This is a genomic window from Akkermansia muciniphila (assembly GCF_900184965.1).
Classification (GTDB): domain Bacteria; phylum Verrucomicrobiota; class Verrucomicrobiia; order Verrucomicrobiales; family Akkermansiaceae; genus Akkermansia; species Akkermansia muciniphila_A.
Genome location: NZ_FXYA01000003.1, coordinates 14,310 through 36,973, shown reverse-complemented (window position 1 = coordinate 36,973; position 22,664 = coordinate 14,310). Strand labels below are relative to the sequence as shown.

General features: G+C 55.2%; 20 protein-coding genes and 1 pseudogene. 16 read left to right on the top strand and 5 right to left on the bottom strand.

Annotated elements, in window-relative coordinates; genetic code table 11:
- Window positions 1-63: 63 nt before the first annotated feature.
- Window positions 64-870, bottom strand: a complete 807-nt coding sequence (locus CI070_RS00850; protein WP_094136247.1) for a LexA family protein — start codon at window positions 868-870, stop codon at window positions 64-66.
- A 110-nt stretch (window positions 871-980) separates the two neighbouring features.
- Between CI070_RS00850 and CI070_RS00845 the strand changes: the two genes are divergently transcribed.
- From CI070_RS00845 to CI070_RS00795, 11 genes and pseudogenes are all read left to right on the top strand, one after another.
- Window positions 981-1,298: a hypothetical protein gene (locus tag CI070_RS00845; protein ID WP_143245586.1), complete on the top strand. Its 318-nt coding sequence runs from the start codon at window positions 981-983 to the stop codon at window positions 1,296-1,298.
- Between the two features lie 765 nt (window positions 1,299-2,063).
- Window positions 2,064-2,936, top strand: a pseudogene (locus tag CI070_RS00840) (DUF3737 family protein).
- Window positions 2,933-4,138 carry a MalY/PatB family protein gene (locus tag CI070_RS00835; protein WP_094136245.1) on the top strand — a complete coding sequence of 402 codons (1,206 nt, stop codon included), beginning with the start codon at window positions 2,933-2,935 and terminating at the stop codon, window positions 4,136-4,138. The pseudogene CI070_RS00840 and the gene CI070_RS00835 overlap by 4 nt, the downstream one beginning before the upstream one ends.
- A gap of 38 nt (window positions 4,139-4,176) precedes the next feature.
- Window positions 4,177-5,184, top strand: a complete 1,008-nt coding sequence (locus CI070_RS00830; RefSeq protein ID WP_094136244.1) for a DUF362 domain-containing protein — start codon at window positions 4,177-4,179, stop codon at window positions 5,182-5,184.
- Between the two features lie 46 nt (window positions 5,185-5,230).
- Window positions 5,231-6,076, top strand: a complete 846-nt coding sequence (locus tag CI070_RS00825; protein WP_094136243.1) for an aldo/keto reductase — start codon at window positions 5,231-5,233, stop codon at window positions 6,074-6,076.
- Window positions 6,077-6,100: 24 nt separating this feature from the next.
- A complete protein-coding gene (locus CI070_RS00820; protein ID WP_094136242.1) occupies window positions 6,101-7,180 on the top strand; it encodes an alpha/beta fold hydrolase in 1,080 nt (359 codons plus the stop codon).
- Between the two features lie 42 nt (window positions 7,181-7,222).
- The gene (locus CI070_RS00815; RefSeq protein ID WP_094136241.1) at window positions 7,223-8,341 is read left to right on the top strand and encodes an aldo/keto reductase; all 1,119 of its coding nucleotides are present in this window, start codon (window positions 7,223-7,225) and stop codon (window positions 8,339-8,341) included.
- A gap of 89 nt (window positions 8,342-8,430) precedes the next feature.
- Complete coding sequence (locus CI070_RS00810) at window positions 8,431-9,567, top strand: metallophosphoesterase (protein ID WP_094136240.1); 1,137 nt, start codon at window positions 8,431-8,433, stop codon at window positions 9,565-9,567.
- A gap of 188 nt (window positions 9,568-9,755) precedes the next feature.
- Entirely contained in the window at window positions 9,756-10,334 is a 579-nt protein-coding gene (locus tag CI070_RS00805) for a flavodoxin (protein WP_256943546.1), read from the top strand.
- 7 nt (window positions 10,335-10,341) lie between these two features.
- Complete coding sequence (locus tag CI070_RS00800; protein ID WP_094136239.1) at window positions 10,342-10,803, top strand: putative quinol monooxygenase; 462 nt, start codon at window positions 10,342-10,344, stop codon at window positions 10,801-10,803.
- A gap of 7 nt (window positions 10,804-10,810) precedes the next feature.
- The gene (locus tag CI070_RS00795) at window positions 10,811-11,629 is read left to right on the top strand and encodes a carboxymuconolactone decarboxylase family protein (RefSeq protein WP_179218372.1); all 819 of its coding nucleotides are present in this window, start codon (window positions 10,811-10,813) and stop codon (window positions 11,627-11,629) included.
- A 124-nt stretch (window positions 11,630-11,753) separates the two neighbouring features.
- Here the strand turns inward: CI070_RS00795 and CI070_RS00790 are convergent, their stop codons facing one another.
- A complete protein-coding gene (locus tag CI070_RS00790; protein ID WP_094136237.1) occupies window positions 11,754-12,239 on the bottom strand; it encodes a MerR family transcriptional regulator in 486 nt (161 codons plus the stop codon).
- 239 nt (window positions 12,240-12,478) lie between these two features.
- On the opposite strand from CI070_RS00790, the gene CI070_RS00785 reads away from it, so the two are divergent.
- Entirely contained in the window at window positions 12,479-12,928 is a 450-nt protein-coding gene (locus tag CI070_RS00785) for a YhcH/YjgK/YiaL family protein (protein ID WP_094136236.1), read from the top strand.
- An 83-nt stretch (window positions 12,929-13,011) separates the two neighbouring features.
- Here the strand turns inward: CI070_RS00785 and CI070_RS00780 are convergent, their stop codons facing one another.
- The gene (locus CI070_RS00780) at window positions 13,012-14,490 is read right to left on the bottom strand and encodes an alpha-amylase (protein WP_094136334.1); all 1,479 of its coding nucleotides are present in this window, start codon (window positions 14,488-14,490) and stop codon (window positions 13,012-13,014) included.
- Window positions 14,491-14,801: 311 nt separating this feature from the next.
- The gene (locus tag CI070_RS00775) at window positions 14,802-16,187 is read right to left on the bottom strand and encodes an MATE family efflux transporter (protein WP_094136235.1); all 1,386 of its coding nucleotides are present in this window, start codon (window positions 16,185-16,187) and stop codon (window positions 14,802-14,804) included.
- 175 nt (window positions 16,188-16,362) lie between these two features.
- On the opposite strand from CI070_RS00775, the gene CI070_RS00770 reads away from it, so the two are divergent.
- Both CI070_RS00770 and CI070_RS00765 read left to right on the top strand, forming a co-directional pair.
- Window positions 16,363-16,809: a hypothetical protein gene (locus CI070_RS00770; protein WP_143245585.1), complete on the top strand. Its 447-nt coding sequence runs from the start codon at window positions 16,363-16,365 to the stop codon at window positions 16,807-16,809.
- 111 nt (window positions 16,810-16,920) lie between these two features.
- Window positions 16,921-19,098 carry a family 20 glycosylhydrolase gene (locus tag CI070_RS00765; RefSeq protein ID WP_094136233.1) on the top strand — a complete coding sequence of 726 codons (2,178 nt, stop codon included), beginning with the start codon at window positions 16,921-16,923 and terminating at the stop codon, window positions 19,096-19,098.
- Window positions 19,099-19,364: 266 nt separating this feature from the next.
- Here CI070_RS00765 and CI070_RS00760 read toward each other — a convergent pair whose 3' ends face one another.
- Entirely contained in the window at window positions 19,365-20,315 is a 951-nt protein-coding gene (locus CI070_RS00760) for an enolase C-terminal domain-like protein (RefSeq protein ID WP_094136232.1), read from the bottom strand.
- A gap of 91 nt (window positions 20,316-20,406) precedes the next feature.
- On the opposite strand from CI070_RS00760, the gene CI070_RS00755 reads away from it, so the two are divergent.
- Entirely contained in the window at window positions 20,407-21,312 is a 906-nt protein-coding gene (locus tag CI070_RS00755) for an SDR family oxidoreductase (RefSeq protein ID WP_179218371.1), read from the top strand.
- The gene (locus CI070_RS00750; protein ID WP_094136230.1) at window positions 21,309-22,610 is read left to right on the top strand and encodes a class I SAM-dependent rRNA methyltransferase; all 1,302 of its coding nucleotides are present in this window, start codon (window positions 21,309-21,311) and stop codon (window positions 22,608-22,610) included. Before CI070_RS00755 ends, CI070_RS00750 begins: the two co-directional genes overlap by 4 nt.
- Window positions 22,611-22,664 lie beyond the last annotated feature (54 nt).

The following is a 22,664-nucleotide window of genomic DNA, read 5'->3' as shown; positions in this document are numbered from 1 at the left end:
GTTTTTTCTGCGCTGCGGCATTTTTGCGGAATAGGAAAGAGGGCTGGCAGGAGAGCGGAATGCTCAGCCTTTGCGGTAGTTTACAAGCGTTTCCACATATATTCCGGAGATACTGCCGCCGTCCATGGGGGTTATGTCCTTGAATATGGGGTTGATGGGCCGCAGCACGTATTCCGTTTTTCCTGTTTCCTCGTTTTTCCTGCGGATCAGTTTTTTCAGGGTAACGCCGCGTCCGTCGTTGTATTCCACGATGGCGCCCGGTTTGGGGATGGGCGGAGCGGTATGGCGCCGCATGACCACCAGGGAGCCGTCAGGGATGAGGGGTTCCATGGATTTTCCTTCTACGCGAACCACGTATTCGTTTTTATCCAGGGGCCTTTCCATGTAAATGGTAGACGGGACAGTGTCGCTTTCCGCAAGGGAGCCTGCGGCGATGTTGCCGATTATTTGCGTACTGTATTCGCGCCTGGCTCGTTCAGCATGGGACGGGAATTGCCTGACCTGGGGAAGCAAGGGGAAGCGTTTTGGCCGCAGCTGGCATGCCTCCGCCGCTTCATCCGCCAAATCCGTCAGCCACTGGCGGAGGGGGACGCCTTTTTCAGAGGCGGCCCGTTCATATTTCCTCATGCGCTCTTCCGTGATTTCCAGAACGAGGCGATTGGTCTGGACAGGTTCGTTTTTCGGTTGAACCGTTTTGTATTGAGACATCAGGGATTGGATTTTCAACATGGCGCTGGCGGGAAAGGGGCCGGAGGGGGAGAGCCAGTTATTCACCGTACCTTTTTCCGTACCGCATTCCAAGGCAAGCCAGTCACGGTTTTTCCCAATGGCTTTCAACCAGCGTTTCACATCCCCTTTTGTCGGTGTCATGGCTTGATGATACACGATTTTCGTGAATTGTCGATAGAAAGAATTAAATTGAATTCGTTAAAATATGTTGACTGATTAACGAAAATCGTTAAAACGGCGTTATGAACTACATGCCTTTAGACCTTTCCGTAATGCAGCCGGAGCCTTTTCCGCATCCCGTGATGATGAGGTCCGACCTGCATCCCAGAAAACAGCCCTCCCGGGAAGAAAAGCGGGGCGTTTGTTCCGGTTCCGTCTGCGGCGCGCTGCGGGCGCTGGTTCGTCAATGCTGGGAAGATGCGGAGCGGCGAAAGCTGGTAATGAACATTCTTTCTGTCGCCGGAGCCTGCGTTTTCGGCCTGATGGCTGTCGGCGTTTTCTGGCTGGCTGTTGAGATGGATAATTCCGCCTTGCAGGCTTCCAAGCCTTCCTGTTCCATAAAACCGTAAGCCGGCCCTTGCTCAAGGGAGCCGGAGCGCGTTTTCCCTGTGGAGTTGCTTTCGGGAGTGAAACGCCCGCGGACACATTGAAAGGCTCCGACTGGAACAGCCGCCGGAGTTCCGGCGGTTTTTTATTAGCAGAACAGTTTTAATGGGAGAGCCGGGGAAGGGTATGGGGCGTGGAGTATTGCATTCTCATGCTGGTTCCGGATTTTTGGCCGGAGGGAGCCGTATGAAATGGAACAGGAACGCCTTTCCCCCGCGTGGCCGCTTCCCGTTTATCCGGAGCGGTTCGGTTTCATTCTAGCGTGACCGGCTGTTCCCTGGTGGTCTGTCTTGCCGGGATTTGAGGCGGGGATGATGGGCCCTGAGGCCGTATTGTTCATCATTCCGGGCCTTGTGATAATGGTCGGGAGGCTGGAGGCGGAAAATGCCGCCTGGAATGGGGAACTTTCCTCTTCGGGATTTTTTCCGGGTAACAGATGCTCTTTCTGCGGGGAACGTGAAAAATGAAGAGGTTTTTTTCGGTTTTGTCTGTTGAGAAATAGTTTTATGACAGTCAATGTATATTGAATGTTAATATATTAATAATGATGAAGCAGAAAGTGCTAAAAATCTTTTGCATTATAGTTACTATAAGGAATAGCCTGAATGCAGAAAGAAGAAGGCATGGTACGCGGACGTCGTCTTTTCCCTTCTTTTTCCGGAATCCGGCCGGCGCCGTTTGAAACGGCATATCATGAAAAACAACAGACTTTTTATCAAATCATCGCCATGACCAAGAGAATGATTAAAAATGCTTCCTACGAAGGGGAACGCCCCCTGTTCGCTTCCCGCCATCTCAGGCTGGAAGACGTCATTATTTATCCGGGGGAATCCGCCCTGAAGGAATGCTCCGACATTGAAGCCGTACGGTGCGAGTTCCGGGGGAAGTATCCTTTCTGACATAATGACGGGCTGCTGGTGGAACATTGCCTGTTCAGGGAAGGCGCCCGGGCCGCCATCTGGTATTCCCGGAATCTGCATATGAAGAATACGCGCGTGGAAGCGCCCAAGATGTTCCGTGATATGGACGGGATGGTTCTGGAGAACGTCGTTTTGACGGATGCCCTGGAATGCTGCTGGCACTGCCGGAATGCGAAACTTCGCGGCGTTCAGGCGGAGCATGGGGATTACCTGTTCATGCACGGGGAGAATATAGATGTTAACGGCTTCCGCCTGAACGGAAATTACTCTTTCCAATATTGCAGGAATGTGGTGATACGGAATGCGGAAATCCATTCCAAGGACGCTTTCTGGAATACGGAGGACGTGACGGTGTATGATTCCGTAGTGGATGGGGAGTATCTGGGCTGGCATTCCAGGAACCTTCGTCTGGTGAATTGCCGCATTTCCGGCACGCAGGCGTTGTGCTACGCGGAAAACCTGGTTTTGGAGAATTGCACGCTCGGAGAGGATGCGGATCTCTGCTTTGAGTATTCCTCCGTGCATGCGGAAATCAAAGGGCGTGTGCACAGCGTCAAAAATCCGCGCAGCGGCCGCATCGTCGCGGAAGAGTACGGGGAGATTATTCTGGACGAGCATTGCAAGGCTCCGGCCAATTGCTCCATTGAAACGGGAAAAAAACAATCCGGAGAAGCCGCATGAAGTACGATTTTGACACTGTTGTTCCGCGCCGGGGCACGAATTCCTACAAGTGGGATTCCATGCCCCGGGAGGATATTCTGCCCATGTGGGTGGCAGACATGGATTTCCGTACGGCTCCGGCGGTGACGGAAGCCATCCGGAAAAGGGCCGAACACGGCATTTTCGGTTATACGCGGGTTCCTGATTCCTATTATGAGGCGGTTGTGAACTGGTTTGAACGCCGCCACGGCTGGAAGATTAATCCGGAATGGATGATTTATACCACGGGGGTGGTTCCCGCGCTGTCTGCCGTCATACGGGCCCTGACGGTTCCCGGAGACAAGGTGCTGGTGCAGACGCCTGTGTATAATTGCTTTTTTTCCTCCATCCGCAATAACGGATGCGTTGCGGAAACCTGCCCTCTGAAATATGAGAACGGCAGATATGAGCTGGATGCGGATGAGCTGGAACGTAAAGCGTCCGATCCTGCCGTCAAGTTGATGCTCCTGTGCAATCCCCATAATCCCGCCGGGCGCGTCTGGACAAGGGAAGAATTGGAGGAAATGGCTGCCATTTGCCGGAGAAACGGCGTTTTCGTAGTGGCTGACGAGATTCATTGCGAACTGACGTATCCGGGCCATCCCTATACGCCGTTCGCTTCCCTTTCAGAGGACGCCCTGCGCCATTCCGTCACCTGTATTTCCCCCAGCAAGGCGTTTAATCTGGCGGGCATTCAGATAGCCAATATCGTCGCGGCGGATGAAGAAGTCCGGAAGAGGATTGACAAGGCCATCAACATCAATGAGGTGTGTGACGTCAATTCCTTTGCCGTGGATGCACTGGAAGCGGCTTATAACGGCGGGGAGGAATGGCTGGAGGAACTGAAGCTCTACCTTTACGGGAATTACGAGATAGTCCGCGATATGCTGGTCGAACGCCTGCCGCAGCTCCGTGTGGCGCCGCTGGAGGGGACCTATCTGGTCTGGATAGATTGTTCCGATCTGGGACTTTCCTCCGCAGAGATCGTCCGCCTGCTGGAAGATGAGGGACGGGTGCTTGTCAACGGCGGGGAAATGTATGGGGAAACGGAGGGGCGCTTCATTCGCCTGAACATCGCCTGTCCCAGGAAGCTGCTGCTTGAGGGGCTGGAGAGAATCATCCGCACGCTGTGCGGCCGCATTTTCGGAACACGAACGTGCCCGGCGTCCCCTGCAGGTTCTTAACAGGTAGAACGGTTTTAATAACAAGTAATCAAGTTGGCATGGAAAATAAGATGACGAGAAGAGCATGGCTCCAGTCTTCCACCGCAGCCCTGGCGGGCCTGGCTTTGCCGGAGTATGCCCTGGGCGCGGTTGCGGAGAAGGGTGGAGCTTCCAGGGTCTGGATGACGAAGGAAATTTCTCCGGAGGCTCTCGTGAGGATTTACGAGGCTCTGGGGCGTCCGGCCGCGGGAAAGGTAGCCGTCAAGATCAGCACCGGGGAACCGGGCGGCCATCATTTTTTGAGTCCGGCCTTAATCAAAGGCCTGGTGCAACGGGTGAACGGCACTATCGTGGAATGCAATACGGCTTACGGAGGCAAACGCTCACGGACGGAGGACCATTTGCAGGCTGCGAAGGATCACGGTTTTTCCGATATTGCGCGGGTGGATATCATGGACGCGGAAGGAGAGTTCACTATCCCGGTGAGGGACAGGAAGCATCTGGAATACGATATCGTGGGGGATCATTTGAAGAATTATGATTTCATGGTCAATCTGGCCCATTTCAAGGGGCATGCCATGGGCGGCTTCGGCGGCGTGATCAAGAACCAGTCCATCGGGGTTGCCTCAGCGGCCGGGAAGGCGTACATCCATTCCGCCGGAAAGACGCGGGATGTTTCCTCCGTATGGAACAATCTGGCCAGGCAGGATGATTTTCTGGAGTCCATGGCGGCTTCCGCGCAGGCCGTGGCGGATTACTTCGGGGACAGAATTCTATACATCAATGTGATGAACAATCTGTCCATTGACTGTGATTGCGATGCCCACCCCCATGCGCCGGAAATGAAGGATATCGGTATTCTGGCTTCCCTTGACCCGGTTGCTCTTGACCAGGCCTGCCTGGATCTCGTTTACGCCGTCAAACCGTCTGAAGGGAATGACAACAGGCCTCTGGTGGAGCGTATTGAGAGCCGCCATGGGCGGCATACGGTGGAGTACGCCGAGAAAATAGGCCTGGGCAGCAGGAAGTATGAACTGAAAGAACTGAACCCGCTGCAGGCCGTTTAATTGGCAATTTCCTTTTTAGCATCAAAAAACAATAGAAAAAACTGTTATGGAAAAAATCATTTTGAACAATGGCGTTACGATGCCTGTCCTGGGGTTTGGCGTTTTTCAGATTCCCGACGCTAAGGAGTGCGAACGCTGCGTGCTGGATGCGATTGAGGTCGGCTACCGTTCTATTGATACCGCGCAGATTTACGGCAATGAGGAAGCCGTAGGCCGCGCGGCGGAGAAAAGCGGGGTTCCTCGGGAAGAGTTGTTCCTCACCACGAAGGTGTGGATTTCTAACGGCGGGTATGAGAAGGCGAAGGCGTCCATCGACGAATCCCTGCGCAAGTTGCGTACGGATTATCTGGATCTGCTGCTCATCCACCAGCCTTTCAACGATTACTACGGCACTTACCGGGCCATGGAAGAAGCGAACCGGGCCGGAAAGGTCCGTGCCATCGGCGTGAGCAATTTTTATCCGGACCGCTTTGTGGATCTGGCGGAGTTCTGCGAGATCAGGCCCGCCGTCAACCAGGTGGAAACGCATGTGTTCAACCAGCAGAAAAAGGCCCGTGAAGTGATGGAAAAGTACGGTACCAGAATAGAATCCTGGGGACCTTTTGCGGAAGGCCGCAATGGATTTTTCACGAATCCGGTATTGAAGAGCATCGGCGAGAAGTACGGCAAAACCCCGGCGCAAACAGCCCTGAGGTTCCTGATTCAGCATGGAATTATCGCCATTCCGAAGACGACCCGCCGGGAAAGGATGAAGGAGAATTTCGACGTCTTTGATTTTACTCTTTCCCAGGAGGATATGGAGGCTATCGCCAGGCTTGACCGGGGAGAGAGCCTTTTCCTGTGCCACCAGGATCCGGAATCGGTTTTGTACCTGATCAATTACGGGAAGTAATCATTCACATTAGATATTGGACATATGACCGTTATTTCATTGACAAGGATTTGTCTGGCTTTCTCCGCAAGCCTTTGCTGCGCAGGGAGCTTATCCGCTGAACATCATCATACCGACACTAACAAAATCATGACCGAAAAACTGAATGTAACGCAGGAATGGGATAAAGTGTTTCCTAAAAGCGACAAGGTAACCCACCGCAAGGTAAGTTTCCGCAACCGCTATGGCATTACGCTGGTTGCGGATTTGTATATACCCCTGAATGTCAACGGGAAATTGCCGGCTATTGCCGTTTCCGGTCCTTTCGGCGCCGTGAAGGAACAATCTGCGGGCCTTTATGCCCAGACGATGGCCGAACGCGGTTTTCTGACGATCGCGTTTGATCCCTCGTATACGGGAGAAAGCGGCGGATTTCCCCGCTATGTCGCTTCCCCGGATATCAATACGGAGGATTTTTGCGCCGCCGTCGATTACCTCTCCACCCGTGATGACGTGGATTCGGAACGTATCGGAATCATTGGCATTTGCGGCTGGGGCGGCATGGCGGTCAATGCGGCGGCTATCGACACCCGCATTAAGGCTGCGGTAACGTCCACGATGTACGATATGAGCCGCGTGAACGCGAACGGCTATTTCGACGCGATGGACGCCGACGCCCGTTATGAGCTTCGCAAACAACTGAATGCCCAGCGCACGGATGATGCGAAGAACGGTTCTTATGCTCTCGCGGGGGGCGTACCTGATCCTCTGCCCACGGATGCGCCCGGATTTATGAAGGATTATTACGATTATTATAAGACGCCCCGCGGCTATCACAAGCGTTCGCTCAATTCAAATGGCGGATGGAACGTTACCTCGGCGCTTTCTTTCATCAATATGCCCATTCTGGCGTACAGCGGTGAAATCCGCAGCGCCGTGCTCATGATTCACGGAGAAAAAGCCCATTCACGTTATTTCAGCGAGGACGCCTTCAAGAAGTTGAAGGGGGATAACAAGGAGCTGATGATCATTCCCGGCGCGAGCCATGTGGATCTTTATGACAATCAAGCCGGCGTTATTCCTTTCGACAAAATCGAACAGTTCTTTTTGAAGTATCTGAAATAAGGCGGTTCTGCGACTGAATTTGGGTAAGAAAGATGGAACGTGATGAAACGCAAGGATTTTCTCAAAATAACGTCCGGTTTTGCCTTATCCCTGGTTTCCCGGGGATGGGCCGGGGAGGGTTCTTCTTTGCTGCCTGACGCTCCCGGGTCTTCTTCCGGGGCGCCGAAGAAGGGTTTTCCTGGGGAATCCCGGCGCCTTGGAGGTCTGGAAGTGTCCCCCATCGGGCTGGGATGCCTGCCGATGGTGGGTTATTACGGCGGCAAGTATGATAAACAGGAGATGATTGCCTTGATACGCCGGGCTTTTGACAAAGGAGTTACTTTTTTTGATACGGCGGAAGTGTATGGGCCTTATACCAGTGAGGAATGGGTGGGTGAAGCTCTCGCCCCTGTCCGCGACCAGGTCAGGATAGGTACCAAATTCGGTTTTGGAGTGGAGGAAGGCCGCCCTTCTTCCCTGAACAGCAGGCCCGACCATATCCGGCGTGCAGTGGAAGGTTCCTTGAAACGTTTGCGTACCGACCATATTGACCTGCTTTACCAGCACCGGGTGGATCCGGACGTTCCCATGGAAGAAGTGGCAGGTACGGTGAAGGAACTGATGCGGGAAGGAAAAGTGCTGCATTTCGGCCTGTCCGAAGCCGGCGCCCGTTCCATCAGGAAGGCCCATGCCGTGTGTCCGGTGAGCGCCGTCCAGAGCGAATACGCTATCTGGTGGCGGGAACCGGAGAGGAAGATTTTTCCCACGTTGGAAGAATTGGGCATCGGTTTTGTTCCGTATTGTCCGCTGGGACGCGCTTTTCTGGCAGGAGCCGTCCGGGAGGACAGCCGTTTTCAAAAGCCGGACCGCCGCGCCACTTTGCCCCGGTTTACGCCGGAAGCCCTCAGGTTCAACATGCCGCTGGCTGTTCTTGTCCGGGAATGGGCGGAAAGCAGGGGTATGACTCCGGCCCAGTTCGCCCTGTCCTGGATGCTTTCCCGGAAACCGTGGATTGCGCCTGTTCCCGGAACAACCAATCCAGCCCATCTGGATGATTTTCTGGGAGGAACTTCCGTTCGCCTGTCCGAATCGGAACTCAAGGAATTTGACCTTGCCTGTTCCAGGCTCCCCCTGATGGGGCACCGGGCGGATCCATTTACGGAGAGCCAGATAGACAAGTAGTTTTGCCGATGCGTTTCCCTTCCGTTCAAATGCCATAGAGTTGTTTGCGGCGAGGGGAAGATATTAAGCTGTTTTTAAGAAAGAGACATATGATACTGATTTTCGGAGCATTGCTGGCGGTTTACGTTTTCTGCCGCGCTATTTTGCCTCTGAAGCTGAAATGGGGCTGGAAGCTTCTGCTTGCCGCCCTGCTGGCGGTGGCGGCATTCAAATTCCACTTGCTGCATTTGTTTGGAGGCCCCATGTTTTTCTCCCCGGTTTTGCCGGAAGACGTTCTGCTGGCGGCCGCGTGGCTGTTCTCCGTTCTTTTCCTGTTCTTTTTCCTGCTGCTGGCGGCGGATGTGGCGCGGGCGCTGTATCTGCTGGTTTTGTTCTGCCTGCGGAGGAACAGGACGGAGAGGTTCCGCGTCATTGGCAACCGGGTGAATGTTGTTTTGCTGGTTCTTTCCGCCGTGCTGGCAACTGTGGGCATGCTCGGAGGCACCAGAGTGCCCCAGGTGAAGGAGGAAACGATTGCCGTGAACCGCCTCCCGGAGGAGGCGGACGGATTGACGGTCGCCGTGCTGGCGGATCTTCATGCGGACGGCATTACAAGGGAGGACCGCATTCGGAAGATTGTGGAGCGCACGAACGTCCTGAATCCGGACATCGTCGTGATTGCCGGAGATTTCGTGGACGGGACTGTATCCGAGCATGGCGGCGATTTGAGGCCTCTTGCGGATTTGAAGGCCAGATACGGGGTGTTCGGCGTGCCGGGCAATCATGAGTATTACTCCGGTTATGAGGAGTGGATGGAGTTCCTGCCTGCCCTTGGAATTCGCATGCTTCTTAACGAACACGCGCTGGCGGGAGGGGAGGCCGTGGTATTGGCCGGCGTGACGGATCCTGTAGCCGGCCTTATGGGGAAGGAGGAGCCGGATATAAGCAAGGCGTTGCAGGGCGCCCCGGAAAAGGGAGTACGCATTCTTGTTTCCCACCAGCCGCGGCTGGCCCGGGAAGCGGCGGAGCACGGCGTGGATCTTCAAGTGTCCGGCCATACGCACGGAGGCATGATTACCGGCATGGACCGGCTGGTGGCGCGTTTTAACGAGGGGTTCGTCTCCGGGCTGTACACGGTTGGTCATATGAAGCTGTATGTTTCCAACGGGTCAGGGATTTGGAACGGCTTTCCCATCCGCATCGGCGTTCCGTCGGAAATTGTCCTGATTCGGCTTCGGAAAGAATAATATATTGATTAGAAGAATTTTAGGAATTGGTTTGGGTATGGCTTCCGGAATAGTTGAAAAAACATATTGACTTATAGTTACTCTAATATTTAGACAGAAATGAGGAACAAGGTTCGCGCAAAGGAATGCCGGATGAAAACGTTTTTCCCGGCCGCCTTCTGCCGCTCCTTTTAACCGGATAAAAATATATGAAAACAATATCAACGATATGCGCTCTGGCCGCGGCCCTGATGACAGGAGCCGGATGTTCGGGGCAGGAACAACCCAAGGTTTCCGCGGAGCCTGCCAGGGTTCTCATTGCCTATTATTCATGGGGAGGCAATACGAAGTACGCCGCTGCGCAAATTCAGAAGGCGACGGGCGGAACGCTGTTTGAAATCAAGCCGGTCAAACCCTATCCCTCCGAATATCGGGAATGCACCGTGCAGGCCAGGAAGGAGATTCAGGAAGGGGTGCGGCCGGGACTGGCCGCTAAGGTGGAGGATATGGGCAAGTACGATGTGATTTTCATCGGCAGCCCCAACTGGTGGAGCACCATTGCGCCGCCGGTCGCGTCTTTCCTGGCAAGTTACGACCTTTCCGGGAAGACGGTGATTCCATTTGTGACGCATGGGGGCGGCGGCATGGCGCGCTGTGCGGACGAGGTTCGGAAGCTGTGTCCCAAGTCCTCCGTTCTCAAGGGAGGCGCTTTTGCCGGGGAGGGAATACGGACGACGAGGGCCGCGCTCGTCAAGTGGGTCAATGAGACGATTTCCATTAACAAATAATGATTTTATGAAACGAACCATCGCGGGAATGGCTTTTTCCCTTGCCTGTCTGATGAATCTTTCAGAAGCCCAAACCATAAATCACGATAAAGTGGAAATGGAGAATGGCAAAAATACGGGCATGTGCGTCAAGTTACCGATGCAGCCTGATGGTATCGTTCGTCTCTCAAAAATAGAAGTGCATTCTGAATATTTGGAGGAATATATGAAGTACGCCATCGAAGTGGGGGAAATCTCCCTGCGCACGGAACCGGGCGTGTTGACCATGTATGCTGTTGCGGAGAAAGAAAATGCCTGCAAGATAACCATTCTCGAAACTTACGCCAGCCAAAAGGCATATAAGTCGCACATCGCATCGGCTCATTTCCAGAAATACAAGCAGGGAACGAAGCACATGGTTAAGGCATTGGTTTTATCCGATCAGACGCCGCTGAATCCTTCAAGCAGCATTGCTAATATTATTAAATAACAAAATAATGAATAAGATTATTTTATTTCTTTCAATTGGTTTTTTCATAACAAATGCTATGTCGCAGGAAAAGATAGTACAGACGGCGGGACGCACTCAGTTAGGAGAGTTTGCTCCCAAATTTGCGGAACTTAACGATGATGTTCTTTTCGGTGAAGTATGGAGCCGGACTGACAAGCTCGGTCTGCGTGACCGCAGTTTGGTAACCGTCACCTCCCTGATCAGCCAGGGCATCACCGACAATTCGCTCGTTTTCCATCTTCAGTCGGCAAAGAAGAACGGCATTACCCGCACCGAGATTGCTGAAATCATCACCCACATCGGTTTTTATGCCGGTTGGCCGAAAGCATGGGCGGCATTTAATCTGGCCAAAGACGTATGGGCGGAAGATACGGCGGGCGAAGACGCCAAAGCCGCTTTCCAACGTAAGATGATTTTCCCTGTAGGCGAGCCGAATACGGCATACGCCAAGTATTTTACAGGCAACAGTTATCTTGCGCCCGTTTCACGCGAACAGGTGAATATCTCCAATGTGACCTTTGAACCCCGCTGCCGCAATAACTGGCATATTCACAAAGCGACGAACGGCGGCGGGCAGGTGCTTATCGGCGTGGCCGGACGCGGCTGGTATCAGGAAGAAGGAAAGCCTGCTGTGGAAATTCTTCCTGGCACAGTCATCCATATTCCCGCCAATGTGAAGCACTGGCACGGGGCTGCCGCCGACAGCTGGTTCTCCCATTTGGCTATCGAGATTCCCGGTGAGAATGCATCCAATGAATGGCTTGAGCCGGTGACGGATGATGAGTACGATCAGCTTCAAAAATAAAACGGATTTTTTATGACCGCCGCGGAATGTGCGGAGGCGGCGGGAAACAGATAAGAACGCAGAGCGGCCGGGATTCCTCATTGGGAAATCCCGGCCGCTTTCTGTTGCGGATTTAAGGCAGGGCTTATTCCTCAGGAGCGATGTTCGGCTCGCTGGCGCTGACGTAGTTCAGCGGATTGCAGATGTCCGGCCTGCGACTTTCCAAAAGATCCTGGTAGAATTTCTTCTTGTATTTCAACACTTCCATTTGTTTTTTCAGGATGCGGAGCTGTTCCCGGAGACTTTTTTCCTGCTTGAAAATCAGTTCGGCGCGTTCCGGAATGGTGGAATCCCCTTCCTGACACAGGTCGATGTAGTGTTTGACGCCTTCAATCGGGAGGCCCGTCATCCGGAGGCAGTGGACCAGGCGGAGCCACCCCAGGGTGTAGTCGGAAAACATACGGGCATTTCCTCCGCTGCGGTCCACGTCCGGGATTAATCCGGCGTTTTCATAATACCGGATGGTGTAGGCGGACATTTCCATCATTTCCGCAACCTGTTTAACAGTGTATCTGGGGGTGCGGTCATAGGAAGGGCGGTAGGTGCCGGAGGGATTTTTCTGTTTAATCATCGTGTGACTGATAACTTACAGCTACTCTAATATACGAGGTGGCGCCGGATGACAAGTTTTTTACTGTGCTTCACGGAGATAACGTATATTAAAGGCCAGGGAAAACGGCGGAAAATTCATTCCGGAGCGGGAGGAACGGGCCATGCACCGGAATATCGGGGAGAAAGGGAGCAAATGAGTTGACTGGCTTTTCCGCCCCGTTACAATGAGGCCCGCCTCCGGGGACGGAGCCCATAGTCATGATTATCGCCTCCCTTTCCGATTCCGCCCGTTACGAAATGTTGAATCCCCTGTTCAGGAGAGCTTTCGATTTTATCAGGGAAGCTGCTCCGGCAGCCCTGGAAGCGGGCTGCCATGTCCTGGAGGAAGACGCCCTGACCGTGATGGTGAATGAACCGGTGATGAAGAAGCGGGAAAAGGCCCGCATGGAAGTGCATGACCGGTTTATTGACATTCACGTGCCCCTTTCCCGGGAAGAAGGGTTTATGTGGAAGGACCGCGCGGCGCTGGAAAAACCTTCCGAACCGTTTAACAGGGAAAAGGACGCGCAGCATTATGACGATTCGCCGGACACCTCTTTTGTCGTGAGACCGGGGCAGTTCGCCATTTTTTTCCCGGAGGATGCGCATGCCGGCTGCATTGGGGAAGGGAAGCTTCTGAAACTGGTGATTAAAGTCAGAACGGCCTGAACCCCATTCCGGAAAAACAGTCCGGAGTGGAGAACAGGCCGTTTCTTCGTGTCCGTTCTGGCTCTTTGCGGGCAGGAACCGCGTTATTTGCCGTCTTCCTCCCGTGTGTCCTGAGATGCGTGTTCCGGAATCCATACGGCCACATTGCCGCCGTGGACGAGAAACCGGCCGTTGCCTTCTTCATCAATGATGACGGTTTCTTCCACGTTGCCGGTAGCTTCCTTCCATGTTTCCCCTGCGTGTTGCTTGCCCACGTTCATGACTTTGTCTCCGTCTTCTCCGTTGGAAATGAGCACGGCCACGCCGGAATGCGGGTGGTCTTGATCCCCCACGCGGGTAAAGCCGATGGTGTTCGGGTGGTCAAAGTAGTAATTTTGTTCCCCAAAAGCATGGTTTTTACGGATTTCCAGCAGGATGTCGATGATGGCGCGGTGCATGGGCGGGTTGCCGCTCACACCGTAATAGTCCCCGTAGAAGAGACAGGGATAGCCTTCCTTCATGAGCAGGATGAGCGCGTAGGCGGAGGGCTTGAACCAGTCTTCCACAGCTGATTCCAGGGAACTGCCCCACTGGGAATCATGATTATCCACAAAGGTAACGGCCAGCGTAGGATGGTTCTGAACCAGGGTTCCGTCCAGAATTTTGGAAAGATCGTAATCGCGGCCCTGCTTGGAGGCCTGGTACATGTTGTAGTGCAGGGGAACGTCAAACAGATCCACTTTGTAGCGTTCTTCCTTGAGGTAGTCGTCCAGGGATTCCAGATCCTGTTTCCAGTATTCGCCCACGGCGTAGAAGTCTGCTCCCCTTTCCTTGCGGACGGCCGCCAGGAATTTCCTGATGAATTCGTCATTGATATGCTTGATGGCGTCCAGCCTCATGCCGTCCAGATCCAGTTCCCGGGATACCCATATTCCCCATCTTTCCATTTCTTTCACCACTTCCGGGTGGTTGAAGTCCAGATTGGCGAACATAAGGTAGTCGTAGTTGCCGTTTTCTTCATCCACGCCTTCGCTCCAGCTTTTGCCGTCTCCCATAATCTTGAAGATGGAGGTTTTTTCCGTGCGCGCGTCGTAGTCCGTTCCGGTGAAGTGGTACCAGTGCCATTTGAAGTCGGAATATTTGTTTCCGCGGCCGGGAAAGTTGAACCCGGTCCAGCCTTCAATCTCGTAGGCGTCCGTAATTTCCTTGTCGCGGTTCTGCTGGTCCACTTCCTTGGCCATGAATTTTTCCGTATAGTCCGCTCCTGCCTTGTGGTTCATGACGGCGTCCAGATAAACGCCTACATGGTGTTCATGAAGAGCCTTGATGGCCTCCTGGAGTTCCTGCCTGGTGCCGTATTTGGTGCGGACGGTGTTTTTCTGGTCGAATTCCCCCAGGTCAAAAAGATCATAGGTGCCGTATCCTACGTCGTTTTGTTCCTTCCCTTTGTAGGCCGGAGGAATCCAGACGGCCGTGACGCCCATTTCCTCCAGATGAGGGGCGTCATCCTTCAGCTTGTTCCAAAACTGTCCGTCGTTGGGCAGGTTCCACTCAAAATACTGCATCATGATTCCGTTTTTCATTTGATATGATTCCTTGTAATACTGTTCGGGTTGTTGCGCTTCCGGAAGCTGTCCGGTGGAAAAGCGGTTCTCCCGGGAGGGGCCCCAGAAGGGGAGACCATGCGAGGCCTTCAACAGAATAGAGTCCTGAAAGTGCGGCGCGTTAGGCGTACTGCCGGTCTTATGTCCCGCAAAAACGCCAGCGGGAAAAACGGCAAGGCGGGGAGGACCTTTCTCCGGAGAATGGAAAAAGGTTTCACCGCCTTCCATATCCCCCCGGAAAGAATGTGTCCTGGGGCGGATTCGTGCCAATAAGGCAGGGGGGAGAAAGGTTATGCCTTTCCCGTGCCGGGAACCAGGTAGTGCCTGTTTTTCAGCCGGTAGTATTTCAGGAACCGGCGGATGAAGAGCAGGGTGACGATAAAGGAAAGCACGTCTGCCAGGGGGAGGGATGCCCAGACTCCGTTCTGCCCCCAGAAACCGGGCAGGACCAGCAGGAACGGCAGCAGGAAGAGCATCTGGCGCGTCAGGGACAGGAAGATGGCCAGACGGGCTTTCCCAATGGCCTGGAAGAAGTTCCCGATGATGATCTGGCTGCCGATGAGCGGAAAGGCCAGCACGCAGATGAGCAGGCCGTTGGCCGCCAGGCTGATGAGCGAGGCGTCATCCGTGAAGAGGCCGGCAATGCCGCGGGGAAAGAGGACGCAGGCCAGGAAGCCCAGCGTGGTGAAGGACGTTCCGGCCAGAACTCCGTATTTGAGAGTGAGCAGAACGCGGCCCGGCTTCATGGCTCCGTGGTTGTAGCCGATGATGGGCTGCATTCCCTGCGTGAGGCCGATGACGAGCATGGCGAACAGGATAAGAATGCGGTTGATGATGCCGTAGGCCCCGATAGCCAGGTCTCCCCCATGGTCCGCAAGCTGCCTGTTGATAGCGACGGTAACCGCGCTGCCGCAGACGTTTACCAGGCAGGGAGCCAGCCCGATGGACAGGATGCCGGTGACGATGGCTTTGCGCAGCTGCCAGATGCCGCGGCGGAAGTGGACTGTGCTGGCCGCATCGGAAAAGTGGAACAGCACGCGCACCATGCCGACGACCTGGGCGAGAAGGGTAGCCACGGCGGCTCCGGTAATGCCCCATTTGAACCAGAAGATGAAGATGGGCGCCAGGATGATGTTGATTCCTACGGAGAGAAGGGTGGAGCCCATGGCTTTTTTAGGGTAGCCGGTAGCTCTCATCACATGATTGAGGTTGAAGAAGACGTACGTGACGGGCAGCCCCAGCAAGGTAATGAGCATGAAGTCGTGCGCATAGGTGAGAGTCTGCCCGCTGGCGCCGAAGGCGGTCAGGATTTCCGTAAGGAAGAGAAGTGTGGGAACCACCAGCACCACAGCGGCAATCAGACTCATGATGAGGACGTTGCCAAGCGTGCGCTCAGTGCCTTCCTGGTCTTTTCTTCCCAGACGGATGGAGCTGATGGCCGCCCCGCCGATGCCTACCAACGTGCCCAGCGCGAAAGTCAGGTTCATGATGGGGAAGGTGACGGCCAGGCCGGACAGGGCCAGAGGCCCCACGCCGTGGCCGATAAACACGCTGTCAATGATGTTGTACAGAGAGTATACCACCATGCCGGCGATGGAGGGCAGGGAGTACTGGATCAGCAGACGCCATACGGATGCGTTTTCCAATTCTGCGATGTTGCGTGACTGGGCTGCCATGGACGTTCCTCCTTTCAAAACAGGCAACAAACTATAAAAACGCGCGGATGGGTTGTCAAGCTGTCCACCTGTCCGGAAAACGGCCTTTTCCCCAGTTCCGGAAAGAGGGCTGTTTTTGATTGACTGTGGAAGCTTTTGGGAGTTGAGTCCTTTCCGCCTTTTTCAGAAGCATGCCATGACCATATCCATTTTCCCTTTCCTGCGCGTTGTCTCCGTTTGCGGAGCCGCTTTTCTGGGTTCTTCCTGCCTGCCCATGTTCGGCGCCGGGCAGGTTCTGGCGGGAAGCAGACTTGCGGACGGCCTGCTGTCCTCTTCTTCTCTGGATCTGGTGTGGAGGGGAGACATCCGTTCCTTTCCCTCTTCCGGTTTGAGTACGCCCCGCGGGTTCAAGGTTTCTCCCGCGGATTCTTATTCCCTGCTGATGGAAGCTCGCCCGGGAATTGCCGGAGAGTGGGCCTGCTATCATGACCGCGGCAGTTACTACTGGGCTTTTGTAGCCGGAAAGAAAGAGGAGGAAGCGGGACTTTACGCCGTGCGCCGCGGTGTGGCCGTAAACGGTATTTCCGGAGAAATTGAAGATGCCCCGGCCGCGCAGGATGTCCGGCCATCCTCTGTCATGTAAGCGCAGGTTCTGGTCTTTTTGCAAAAAAATGCTGCCGGAGCCCCGTTTCCCGGCAGGTTGGACACGATAGGTTTGACAGGCAGGCGTTATTGCGGGCGTATTATTGGCCGCATGAAGTTCCTTTTATTATCGTTTGCATGGATGTGCATGGCTTGCGCCGGAGCATGGGGGCAGGATACGGCCCCGTCCTTTCCGGCCAACGGAGCCAATTACAGGCAGTTTCCGGCGGAGCGGCCTCCGCTGGTTCCCAAACCCCAGCAGCTTCGCTGGGACGGCAGGGCTATTCCCGTGCAGTCCGTGCGCATTCTGGCTCCGTCTCCGTCCAAGACTTCCTATCCGGAGCAGATGAAGTTCATCGTTTCCGAGTTGAAGTCTTTTCTGGCGGATCACCGCGTGAAGGTGGCTCCGGACGGGACGTTTGCCGTTAAATTCGTCAAGGGGGATGTGAAAACCGGCACGGAAAATTCCAAGCTGAAGGAGGAAGCCTATTCCCTTCGTGTAACTTCCGGCGGCGCGCTCATTACGGCGATGGATACCAGAGGATTCTACTACGGCATGAAAACGCTGGAGCAGCTTCTTCTGCGACGCGGCGGGACGACGACTATTGCCGCCTGCGACATCGTGGACTGGCCGGATTTTGAAATCCGCGGGTTCATGAACGATGTGGGACGCAATTACATGCCGCTGCCTCTGATTGCACGGGAGCTGGATTCCATGGCGCAGCTCAAGCTGAACGTTTACCACTTCCATTTTACGGAGAATCCCGGCTGGCGGCTGGAATCCAAAATTTATCCGGAGCTGAACGATTCCAGGAATTATACGCGCATGCCTGGCAAGTTTTACACGCAGAAGGAGTTTAAGCAGCTGGTGGAATACTGCCGCCTGCGCAACATCCTGCTGATTCCGGAGATGGATATGCCGGGGCACAGCCAGATGTTCCGCAAGGCGCTCAACGTGAAGATGAGCGATGAAAAGGCCACCAAGGCCCTGGTGGCCCTGATCAAGGAGTTGTGTTCCCTGGTTCCCAAGGAGCAAATGCCCATTATCCACATCGGCACGGATGAGGTGCGCGGCAGGGATGAGCAGGTGAACAATGAGATTCTGAAGGAGTACATTAATGCTGTGGAATCCTGCGGCCGCATTCCCATGAGATGGCAGCCCGGCCTGACGCCGAAGGGCTATAACGGCTCCATCCAGCAGTTATGGTCCGGCCGCCAGAACCGCGGCGCATGGCCTACCGACGGAGCGAAGTACGTTGATTCCCTGGAAACTTACCTGAATCATCTTGATCCGTTTGAAACGGCCATGACGATGTATTTCCGCCGGGCGTGTCCGTTCCGGAATGCGGAAGGACTGGGCATGATGCTGTGCTCTTTCCCGGACCTGGAAATCACGGATCCGCGCAACCAGGTGCTTCAGACGCCCGTTTACGCCGGGATGGCGTTCGTTTCCGAACCCTTGTGGAATAATCCCCATGAGAAGGTGCAGGGAGATCCCAACCAGGACGAATACATGAAGTATTTTTCCAATTTGCCCGTGCAGGGAGATCCTCTGCTGAAAGGATTTGCGGATTACGAGAACCGAGTGCTCGCCATCCGGGACCGTTTTTTCATGGATAAGGAGTTTAATTACGTGCGGCAGGCGAATATTCCCTGGAAATTGCTGGGGCCTATTCCCAACGGCGGTAAGACGGAAACGGAATTCGCCCCGGAAGAGGACAACAAGGCAGGGAAGATGAAGGATTCCTACGAGATTGACGGCGTCACCTATGAGTGGTCCGGAGACGATTACACGGGGGCCACCATCATTTTCAAGCATTACTGTGATTTTCCGACGCTATTCAATGGCGCGAAGATAGGAGCTTATCCCCACAAGAACCATACTTATTATGCGCAGACCTGGATTTATTCCCCCAAGGCGCAGACGGTGCCTTTCTGGATCAGCGGGCATACCTGGGCCACATCCGACTGGCGCAATGGTCCGGCGAGCGTTCCCGGCAAATGGTTCCATGCGGATCCCAAATTTTTCGTGAACGGCCGGGAGATTGTCCCCCCGCAATGGAAGAAGCCGCGTAACAGCGGCGTGCTGGTGGATGAAAACTACCATTTCCGGGAGCCTTCCATGGTTCCGTTGAAGAAGGGGTGGAACCGCGTGCTGGTGAAGAGCCCCAGCAACAATTCCGCGCGCCGGTGGATGTTCACTTTTGTTCCGGTGCTGGTGAATCCCAAGACGCCCGGATGCAATGTGAAGGAATATCCCGGCCTTAAATTTTCCACACGCCCGGAATAGAAAATTGCGTGATAAGCATCTGGAGTTGAGATAATCCGGTTGCGGTATCCGCCATCATCATTACAAAAGAAGCCGCGCTTCCTGCAAAAGCGCGGCTTCTGATTGCATGCAAAGGACGCGAATACGAAATTAAGCCCTCCCCGGCGGCGCGTCATCAGAGCGGCAAGTCCCGGCAGGCTGAGGGAAACCGTGGGCGGTTCCGGCACGGGAGTATGGGAAGAACCGCTTTATTGTAGTTTCAATGAAAGCCGGGTAATTCTGTATTGTTACAGTATTTTCCAGGGAATATTTTCCAATAGTTCGTCAAACCCGAGCCCCGTGCCTCCGGGAACAGCTGCCTGAGGGTTCATGCCGCCCATCTGGTCAATAAAGGGGTCCGGCTCAAACAGGAGATGAGTGCAGAGGCCGCAGAGGGGAATTTCCGTGGGAAGGAAGTTGCGGTAATACTCCGCCGCCTGGTAAACGGCCCAGAGCTGCCCTACGGGGTGATCCATGACGGTAGTGAAGACGGGAGGCTCGTAAAGGTATTCCGGCGTTGCTTCCCGCGCGGGTTTGACGATGCGGATGATAGGCAGGTCTGAGGAAATAGCCGGCTGGTGTTCCACGTCCGAACCCATGTCCAGGGCCAGAGGCATGCCGGCGTCCACCAGGCGTTCCCAGCTCTGGATGGAGAAGGGGCACGGGTCTTCTATGAAGTCTATCCTGGTTTTCAGATGGTGGGGCAGGGATTTCCAGAATTTCAGGGCATCGTTTTCATTCAGGCATCCGTTGAAATCCAGCCGCCAGCGCCAGGAGGGGACCATGGATGCCAGCATCGTCAGCCGTTCCAGGGAGGCGGCCAGATTGGCGCTGGCCTTGATTTTTCCTGCCTTGAATCCCTTGGATTCCATGATGCGAATGGTGGCGGGGCTGACGCAGGAGGGCAGCGTGGCGTGGCTTTCCGGAATGTGAAGACCGTCAAACAGGCTGACGCCCCTCGCGCGTGCTTCTCCGTCCGTTCGGGCGCACTCCGCGGCGCGGACGCCCAAAGGCAGAGGGCGGCCCTTCCTGAGCGCGTCCAATTCCTCCTGCAGGGTGGCGTCTCCCAGTTCCGGCCACGGCTGGATGCAGCCGTACCCGCCTTCATCCGTTTTAATAAGGGCTCCCTTCCTGCACACTTCCGCGGCTCTGGCGTTCAGAGGGCCGCAGGCTGTTAAAGAATATTCATGGTAAAACACAACTTTAATTCAAACAACCTTTCCATCTTTTGTCACGATGAAAAAAGGTTTTCATTGGATTTTGGAGGGGGAAACGTCTAAGCTCTGCGTCATGTACAGAACATTGGTGTTCGGAGCTGACGGCCGGGTGGGGAGCCGCCTGGCAGCGTATCTGGAAGAACATGGCCTGGAGGTGGTGAAGTGCGGACGGGGCTTTTGTGATTTGAAGGATTTAAGCGCGTTGAAACGTGTTCTGCTTTCTTCCGGAGCCACTCATGTGGTGAATTGCGCCGCTGTGAGCGGATTGGAAGCCTGCCTGGATGATCCGGAGACGGCCCACCGCGTCAACGCCATGGCTCCGGAGATGATGGCGCGCATTTGCCGCCTGGAGGGTATGCGCTTTATCCATTTGAGTACGGATTATGTGCTGGACGGCAGGAGGAAAGGCCTGAAAACGGAGGAGGGGAAGTGCCGCCCCGTGAATGTGTACGGGGAGTCCAAGCTGGAGGCGGAATTCCGTGTGCGGGAGGAGATGCCGGATGCTCTGGTGGCCCGCGTTTCCTGGGTATTCGGCAATCCGGGACGGCCTTCATTCCCGGAAATGGTGCTGCGGCGGGCGATGAAAAGGGAGCCCCTGGCCGCCGTGGCGGACAAATGGTCCATGCCCACATGGGTGGAAGATTTGTGCGCATGGCTCCGTTTTCTGGCTTATGAGAGCGGGGCTTCCGGCGTGCTGCATTTGTGCCAGTCCGGAGAGCCTGTTTCCTGGCACAGTTATGCCGTAACCGTACTGAAATGCGCCGTGAAGCACGGGTTGCTGCCTTCTTTGCCGCCCGTGGCGGAACAAAAGCTCGACGAACAGGCCGGTTTCAGGGATGCTCGGCCCCGGCATACCGCCATGTCCTGCGAACGGCTCTCTTCCCTGATGAAGCAGCCCGTAAGGGCGTATGAAGAGGCCATCGACATGGCCGTGGCCCGCTATGCCGCAGATCCACCCTTTCTCTCCAGCATTTCATGAACGATTTCCGCAATTCCCATGATTCCCGCCCCAGACCCGTTTACCGGGACCGCCGTTCCCAGCCGGGCCGTCCGCGCACGGCTCCCAAAAAGAACCTTTTTGCCAACAAGTCGCCGGAAGGGAGCGAGCAATGGCTCAAGCCCTGGGTGGAGCTGAAGTATTTCACATACAATCCGGCCGTGTTCCCCCGCATGCTCGGCTCCGTAAGCGGGGAAATAGCGCCGGGTAGCCTGGTAAACGTCTATGACAAGAATGGTGAATTGTTCGGCGCCGGATTCTGGAATGAGGCCAGCCGCACGCCCCTGCGCATGGTGCACCACGGGAAGGACGCTTTTGCCGAGCGGGACCTGGATGCCGCGCTGGAACGCGCCGTGAAGCTGCGCCGGGAAGTTCTGCGCCTGGATGAGACCACGAATGCGTACCGTGTGCTGCACGGGGATTCCGACGGACTGGGCGGCCTGGTGGTGGACCGTTACGCGGACGTGCTGAGCCTGGAGGTGAGTACGCTGGCCGTCTGGCAGAGGCTGGACCGCTGGCTGCCCCTGCTGCACCGCCTGTGCGGCACAAAGCGCCATGTGGTGCAGGTGGATGAGGGCATTGCCCGCATGGAGGGCATCCGGGCGGAAGAGGCGCCGGCATCCCCGGCCCCCGTCAGGCTGGTGAAGATTGTGGAAAACGGCATCACCTACGAAGTGGACTTCGCCCAGGGACACAAGACGGGCTTTTTCTGTGACCAGCGTGACAACCGCCTCAAGTTCGCCTCTCTGGTGAAGGGGGCCACGGTGCTGGACCTGTGCTGCTACAGCGGCGGCTTTTCCATTGCCGCCAAGATGCTGGGCGGAGCGGCGGAAGTAACGGCTGTGGATCTGGATGAAAAGGCCGTCGCCATGGCGAAAAGAAACGGGAATATCAACCGGCAGCGCATCGACTTCGTGCATGCGGATGCCTTTGTTTATGCGCGCCAGATGGTGCGCAACGGCCGCCTGTTTGACGCCGTGCTGCTGGATCCGCCCAAATTCATCATCGGCAGGGACGGGTATGAAGAGGGTATCAAGAAATACCATGACCTCAATATGTTGGGGCTGCAATGCGTGCGCCCCGGCGGGCTGTTTGTTACCTGTTCCTGTTCCGGGCTGCTTTCCCCCGCGGAGTTTGAGCATACTGTCATCAAGGCCGCCCAGCGGCAGGGGCGCAAGCTCCAGATCATGGCGATGACCGGCCCCGGCTGGGACCACCCTTTCCTGAGCACTTATCCGGAGGGCCGTTATCTGAAGGTTCTGTGGGCGATTGCCCTGTAGCTGGAGTTTGAGCCCCGGGATGCATTTCGGAAAAACCTTTCAGGCGTGTTGACG